The sequence below is a fragment of the Blautia difficilis genome, from assembly GCF_014297245.1.
In the GTDB taxonomy this organism is placed as follows: Bacteria; Bacillota; Clostridia; order Lachnospirales; family Lachnospiraceae; genus Blautia_A; species Blautia_A difficilis.
The window spans coordinates 1-6,550 of the sequence record NZ_JACOQG010000057.1 but is presented as its reverse complement, the minus strand read 5'-3'; the positions used below and the strand labels follow the sequence as shown (position 1 = coordinate 6,550).

At 40.7% G+C, this 6,550-nt stretch carries 6 protein-coding genes; all 6 read right to left on the bottom strand.

Annotated features, from left to right (window positions below; genetic code table 11):
* Window positions 1-107 precede the first annotated feature (107 nt).
* The gene (gene tnpA / locus H8Z82_RS16430) at window positions 108-518 is read right to left on the bottom strand and encodes an IS200/IS605 family transposase (RefSeq protein ID WP_207724697.1); all 411 of its coding nucleotides are present in this window, start codon (window positions 516-518) and stop codon (window positions 108-110) included.
* Between the two features lie 254 nt (window positions 519-772).
* Complete coding sequence (locus H8Z82_RS16425; protein WP_117677733.1) at window positions 773-1,798, bottom strand: CPBP family intramembrane glutamic endopeptidase; 1,026 nt, start codon at window positions 1,796-1,798, stop codon at window positions 773-775.
* 28 nt (window positions 1,799-1,826) lie between these two features.
* The gene (locus H8Z82_RS16420; protein WP_019162941.1) at window positions 1,827-1,976 is read right to left on the bottom strand and encodes a hypothetical protein; all 150 of its coding nucleotides are present in this window, start codon (window positions 1,974-1,976) and stop codon (window positions 1,827-1,829) included.
* A 304-nt stretch (window positions 1,977-2,280) separates the two neighbouring features.
* Window positions 2,281-3,621, bottom strand: coding sequence for a sedoheptulokinase (locus tag H8Z82_RS17820; RefSeq protein WP_186995714.1), 1,341 nt, complete (start codon window positions 3,619-3,621; stop codon window positions 2,281-2,283).
* Window positions 3,618-4,805, bottom strand: a complete 1,188-nt coding sequence (locus tag H8Z82_RS16410) for a pyridoxal phosphate-dependent aminotransferase (RefSeq protein WP_186995713.1) — start codon at window positions 4,803-4,805, stop codon at window positions 3,618-3,620. The genes H8Z82_RS17820 and H8Z82_RS16410 overlap by 4 nt, the downstream gene beginning before the upstream one ends.
* Window positions 4,806-5,668: 863 nt before the next feature.
* On the bottom strand, window positions 5,669-6,550 hold an 882-nt coding region (locus tag H8Z82_RS16405), incomplete at its 5' end, for a site-specific integrase (RefSeq protein ID WP_186995712.1).

Genomic DNA, 6,550 nt, shown 5'->3' with positions numbered 1-6,550 from the left:
CAGAGCTTGGATGCTGCATAGCACATATGCCCGATGAGGTTCGCATATTCCCGGCTGACCTTTATGGATGTTTTCTTTGACAGCAGCATTTCCTCTCCTCCATCGTATCAGTACGCTTTACTCTGATGTTCGATATACCTGCGGATATTTTCTTCCGATACAGATCCGACCGTTTCCACATAATAGGAATGGTTCCACAGCTCCCCTTTCCAAAGCTGGTTTCTTATTTCCGGAAAACGTTCGAAAAGTTTCCTGCCGGAAATCCCCTTCAGGTATTTCACGATCGCAGTTATGGATAATTTCGGAGGGGCTGACACAAAACAGTGTACATGGTCTCCTTCCCCACATTCAAACAGATGAACCGTAAAGCCCTTATCTTCTGCAATCTCCTGCACCAGTTCCTGCAGATATGCCTCGACCTCCGCATTTAATATCTTCCGCCGGTATTTTACCGACCATACCATATGGTAATTGATATTGCACACACAAGTACGATAATGTATAAGATTTTCTTTCATGCATATAGTATATCATGATATCAAAAATTCCGCAATAAAACATCGAACATATTTTCTTTTTATAATGCTGGATACAGCTTTTTATAAGGAGAAATTGAATGAAAACCGTTTTGTTATTTTTATTTATTATGAGTGCAGATATGCACAGTTTACGCTTTCATCTCGGTAATTGAATTGCCGAGGCTTCCCGCTTATTATCCTAAAAATGCAGGTACTCCTGCAAATTGTTCTAAATAATTTGAATGAATTCAATATTATGCTTTTTTCTCCTTAAATGGCTTCAGAAAGATCACCCATCCAAAGATCAGCAGATTCATTACCAGTGCAACAGGAATATCTCCCCAGTGGATTTGCTGATTCTGAAGTACATCCGCAGAGTACGTTCCTGAAAAAACTACCACCATATTATTATTCAGAAAATGAATAATTATCGGAACCCAGATATTCTGGGTTTTCATATAAGTATATGCCATAAAAATCCCCAGTGAAATACAGGTAACAAACTGGCTTGCCAGAGCCGCCAGCCCCATATCCGGCGTAGTGTAATAGAAGAAGTCTATTGGCAGATGCCATACAGCCCACACACAGCCCAAAAGGATTACGCCGCCTTTTAGTCCAAATTTTTTCTGAAGAAGAGGCTGAAGATAATATCTCCATCCGTATTCTTCTCCAAAGAATGCCACTACTGACAGGAAAAAGTTTACCAAAACAGTAAAAAATATGATCCAGGTAGTAGGATTTGCCATTATTTTGCCAAATTCAGAAAGCTGGCCGCTCAGAGCACAGGCAATCACAAATCTGAGAAGATATAATCCAATAAACAACAGGATCATACGAATAGATATATTCCAATGTTCGCTGTTCAGTCCATAGGATCTGCGCTTTTCTTTACCGGATTGCAGAAGAAGAATCCAGAAAATAACGCTGCCACCTATTATAACGTACTCCATGATCGGTGTCCACTGAGAATATGGCATGCTCATCAGATCTCTATTTTGGGGAGCCAGAACAGAAGCCGCCGTGCAGACAACCAGCACCGCCGTGAGAGCTACAAAGAATATGTAAAAAGCCGTTGGAAGATTTTTATCTCCTTTTTTGGTAATTAAATAAGCCATCATCACACCTGCTGCTGGATACAGCATCTGCGCATTTGGAAAAGCGCTGAGATCAAGACCTTTTCCATAGCTATACCACATCAGAAGTCCCATTACATATGTGATTCCGTATGCTATAATCACATAGATCAATAGCTGTTTTTTCTCTGTTTGCATAAATTTCATAATTTCCTCCTTGCAACTTCAAAGTTATTTACTTCTCTTCATACTTTTTAACGATAACTAAACTATAAGCAGCCATAATTACAATTGTTTCCACCATCACACCAATAACCGACAACAGAACGTATGGTGTATTTTGACCATCTAACAGCGGAATTCCTAATATAACAAACCCAATCATATTGTTTCTCCTTACAAACCGCATTAAAACCATAATGAGACACATTCTTGTATTTCCCAAAATCGAGATTTACTAATTCTACAAATCCCGATTGTTACAACCAATATAACCGAGCTTAATCTTGATAAAAAATAGTATCTGCCAAAAGAACTGAATAATAAAATCAAGGGATGCTACCTATTCTTCCGGAATTTTTTGCGGTTTTCATAAAATTTTCCGGCATGCTCCAAAACATATCAGGACATGCCGGAAAATAACACTCAATAAATCGGACGGTAAAAGAACATGACTCTCATTCAATTAATCATTGAGCCGACCTTGGCAAACTGCTCATTGCTGCTCCTGTCGCAGCTTCCTCTTCGCATTCTGCCAGAACAAGTTCTGCCTTAAACATATCCTCAATAATTTCACACAGTACCGGATTTTTTCTCAGACCATTCCCGGAACCAATCATACGCCTGATCTTTATGCCGGTTCCTTTCTGAATAGTCATATACATCTGATACAGTTCTGTACTCATTCCCTTCAGAACACCATAACAGAAATCTTCTGGTGTAAAATTTTCAGAACACATCTGAGTAATACTGCCGCTTTTTTCCGGGTTTACCCGCGTACCATCAAATGTTGTTTCAACTTTAATCTTTCGACTTTCAGGTCTTTCGCTATTCAGGTCTTTTCCTGTTCTTGCCATCTTTTCCATTACTTTGTATAATGGCTGATCCTGTCCGGTCGCTTCTTTTACAATTTTTCGGAAAAACTGTTCCAGGAGCGCATACGCCTTGCCACCACACAGAGATGCTCCCGCAAGCAGATACTTCCCATTCAGGAAAGGTCTCGCCTCAATTCCATCTCCCGAAAAATACTGACCGGAAAGAACAGAAATCTGTCCACCGGTTCCCATATTGACCAGTAATGTATTCTCCTCATCACCTGCTGCTCCGAGGAAGCTTGCCTGGTTGTCTCCGATTGCTGTTGTAACTGTCCGTCCTCTGTATATACCCAATTTTTCTATTTCCGTACAGACATCCGGCAGCCAGTTTGTATCCACTCCCATTTCAGCCAGTTTTTCTTTTTCAAAGCACATCTTATGGCTGTCAAAGAATCCAAAACCTGCCGCATTGCTCACATGTACCAATGTTTTTTTACGTCCTGTCAAATGCATCCCAAAATAATCCATGATCGTACAGAAGCTCAAAGCCGAATCTGGAACCAGATTATGCCTGATATTATAAATATGTGTAACAAGCCCATATCCTGAAGCAGCATGGATTTTACATCTTTCCCGTATTTCTTCTGTTAAAGGAATCTGATCCCCATCGCAGATACTTCCTCTGGCATCCTGCCATGTATATAACGGACTGACACAATTTCCTTCTTTGTCAACATAGACAATTCCATGCATCTGTCCTGTGAGCCCAATCCGCTCAACATCCGAATACTTCTCCAGGAAATAATCCAACAGATTCACTGCTCTTTCTACAATTTCTTTTGCATACTGTATTCTTTCCCAATCATTTCCGGTTTCAACAAAGCAGCCATTCTCTACAGTTTTTGTCTCCAGAATCTTTGCCTGCCCGTTTTCTCCTTTTTCCAGAACAACACCACTTATCGTTGTTGTCCCAATGTCAATCCCCGCCGTTTTCACAGCCCAAACTCCTCTGCCAGTTTCTTAAACTCCGGCAGGGAATTGATGATTGTATCATAAGATACACAATAAGCCAGTCTCACATAGCCCGGGCAGGCAAAGGAGCTTCCCGGAACCATAAGGATGTTGTATTTCTTTCCAGCTTCGCAGAATGCTTTTTCATCTGCTACCGGTGATTTCACAAAGAGGTAGAATGCGCCTTGCGGTTTAATGCACTCGAATCCGCATTCCTTCAGTCCGTTATATAATGCCAGACGGTTCTTGTCATATGCAGCTACATCCACTTCTGCATCTACACATTTGGCAATCACCTTCTGCATCAGAGATGGGGCGTTGACACATCCGATAGTACGGTTGGCAATAGCCGCAGCAGTGATAAGTTCTTCACTACCATCTGCTTCATCCGGAATTACCAGATAACCAATACGCTCTCCCGGAAGGGACAGAGATTTGCTGTAAGAATAGCCAACAATAGTATTATCGTAATATTTTGTCAGATACGGAACCTCTACACCGTCATAAGCCAGCTCTCTGTATGGCTCATCAGAGATCAGGTAAATCACACTGCCAAATTCCCGCTGTTTTTTCTCAAGAATTGCTGCCAGCTTCTTAATAGTTTCTTCGGAATATACAACACCAGTGGGGTTGTGAGGTGTATTTACAATCACTGCCCTTGTCTTTGCCGTAATCTTCTGCTCAAACTCCTCAAGATTCGGCTGGAATGTGGTAGTATCCGGAGAGATTTCCACAAGCTTGCCATCAAAATTACGCACATATGCACCATATTCCAGAAAGTATGGTGCAAAAACAATCACTTCTTCCTCAGGATTCAGGATTGTCTTGAAAATCACATTCAGACCGCTGGCTGCCCCAACTGTCATAATCAGATTCTTTGCCGCAAATTTAGTTCCAAAGCGGCGGTTCAAAGATTCTGCGATCGTCTGGCGCACATCCTCAAATCCCGCATTACTCATATAACCATGAAGCACTGTCGGCTCCACTTCGTTCACCAGATCAATAATAGCCTCCTTCACACACTCCGGTGCCGGAACACTGGGATTCCCAAGGCTGAAATCATAAACTTTGTCCGCACCGTAAATGGCTCTGAGACGATTTCCCTCCTCAAACATCATACGGATGGCTGAATTATTTTTTACATAAGGTTTCATTTTTTCTGCTATCATAACACATTCGCTCCTGTTCAAATAATCTCGGCAAACCACCGAAATTCAGAATAATATTGCAACTGTCCAATTTCTCTTGCAGTGCATCATTTATCTTTATTTTAACCTTATCATGGTAAAGTGTCAATGTGCGACAATATACTATATTCCATCTCTTTAACCGAAGCCAAGTAGATAAGATCATCCACTTCGCTACACAGTTATTCAGAAGGAATCTTTGCGCTCCTCCAGTAACAAAATGTTAATAGTTTTTTAATCACTTTTTTCAAAAAAGGCAAAAAAATAGAACGTATAGTTAATTTCCATACGCTCTATCTCACATTTCATAGTGACATGCTCCCATCTCTTAAATCCCAGATTTCGAAGTAGGGGCTTCTAGCTCAATGACTCTACTGAGCCAAGTATCTACAAGCTATCCTCGCGTGTCCCGCGATTTTTTTTGCCCGGACACGGGCATATTTTCTTACTTATTGTCCGGATACGGACAGTTTACGCTGTTCCCTTGCCAGCCTTTTTCATTTTTTTGAAAAATCCTGCCTTTTACATCTCAATCTCTTTTTTCATAAAAACAGTTCTTTTTTTGATCTTTTATCTTGTCGACTGTTTCTATTATACCATGAATCGCGTCTAAGAACAAATGTTCTTTCCTGTTTTTTGCAATTCATCTCCCACCTGTATAGGAAAGAGAATTCTTGCTATATATTATGTTAAATTTTTGAATTCCACAAACTTGAATTTATATAATTATCTCTCTAACTTTCCCCATTTTATAGGCTTTCCCGCCTGTCCATTAGTGAAATGATATGTAGTTTCCCTTATTTTTACCCTTATGAGATAATCACAAGGGAAATAAGGGAATTTTTTTAATCATTGCCTACCACTTTATCAAGAAGCCTAACTGATTTTCGTTTAGCATCTCTTGTGGAGTGAGCATAGACATTCATTGTGGTACTTACATCTGAGTGTCCTAACAGTTCCTGCACATCTTTTGGGGCAGCTCCATTTGCTAAAAGGTTGCTTGTATAGGTGTGACGTAACTGGTGGAAATGAAAGCCTTCAAATCCCTCTAATGTTTTTGCCACCTTTCTGCAAACAGTCCCCAAAGTAGTTGGAAGTTCCAGACAACCATCCGGTCTTAAACAGACGAAAGAAATTTCTTTATAATCTGCCGGGACTTCCTCTGTTCTGTCTAAGCAATAATATTCGTAGTACACTCTGTTTTTCTCTTTGACCGCTTTGTAGTAGTTCGTGTGATAAAGTTCTCCGTACTGCATTCGATTTTTTAACTGCTCTTTCCGGGCATTACGGAAAATCTCTACCAGCGTATCTCCAAAATCAACAATCCTCACTTTTTTCCGCTTGGTTGGTCCGATGATATATTTGCGCTTTGAGCCATCGTATCGGATGCTACGTCTTATGGTAAGGCATTGTTCTTCCAGATTTACGTCCTGCCACGCCAAACCGCAGGCTTCTCCAATACGAAGCCCGGCATAATAGGCTATCTGGATTGGAAGTATTGCGGCTGGGTTCTTTTTTTTCAGATAAGCAAGCAATCTTTCATAATCTTCTCGTGAAATTGGTTGGATATTTCCGTCCATGTCCTCGTCTGAAAACAAATCAACTTCATCCGTCTGATACCGCAGTTTAATATACTGCATGGGATTAAACGTAATATACTGTTTTGGAAATACTGCAAAGCGGAAGGACTGCTGCATGACTGCGGAAAAAGAATGGATGTAATCTTT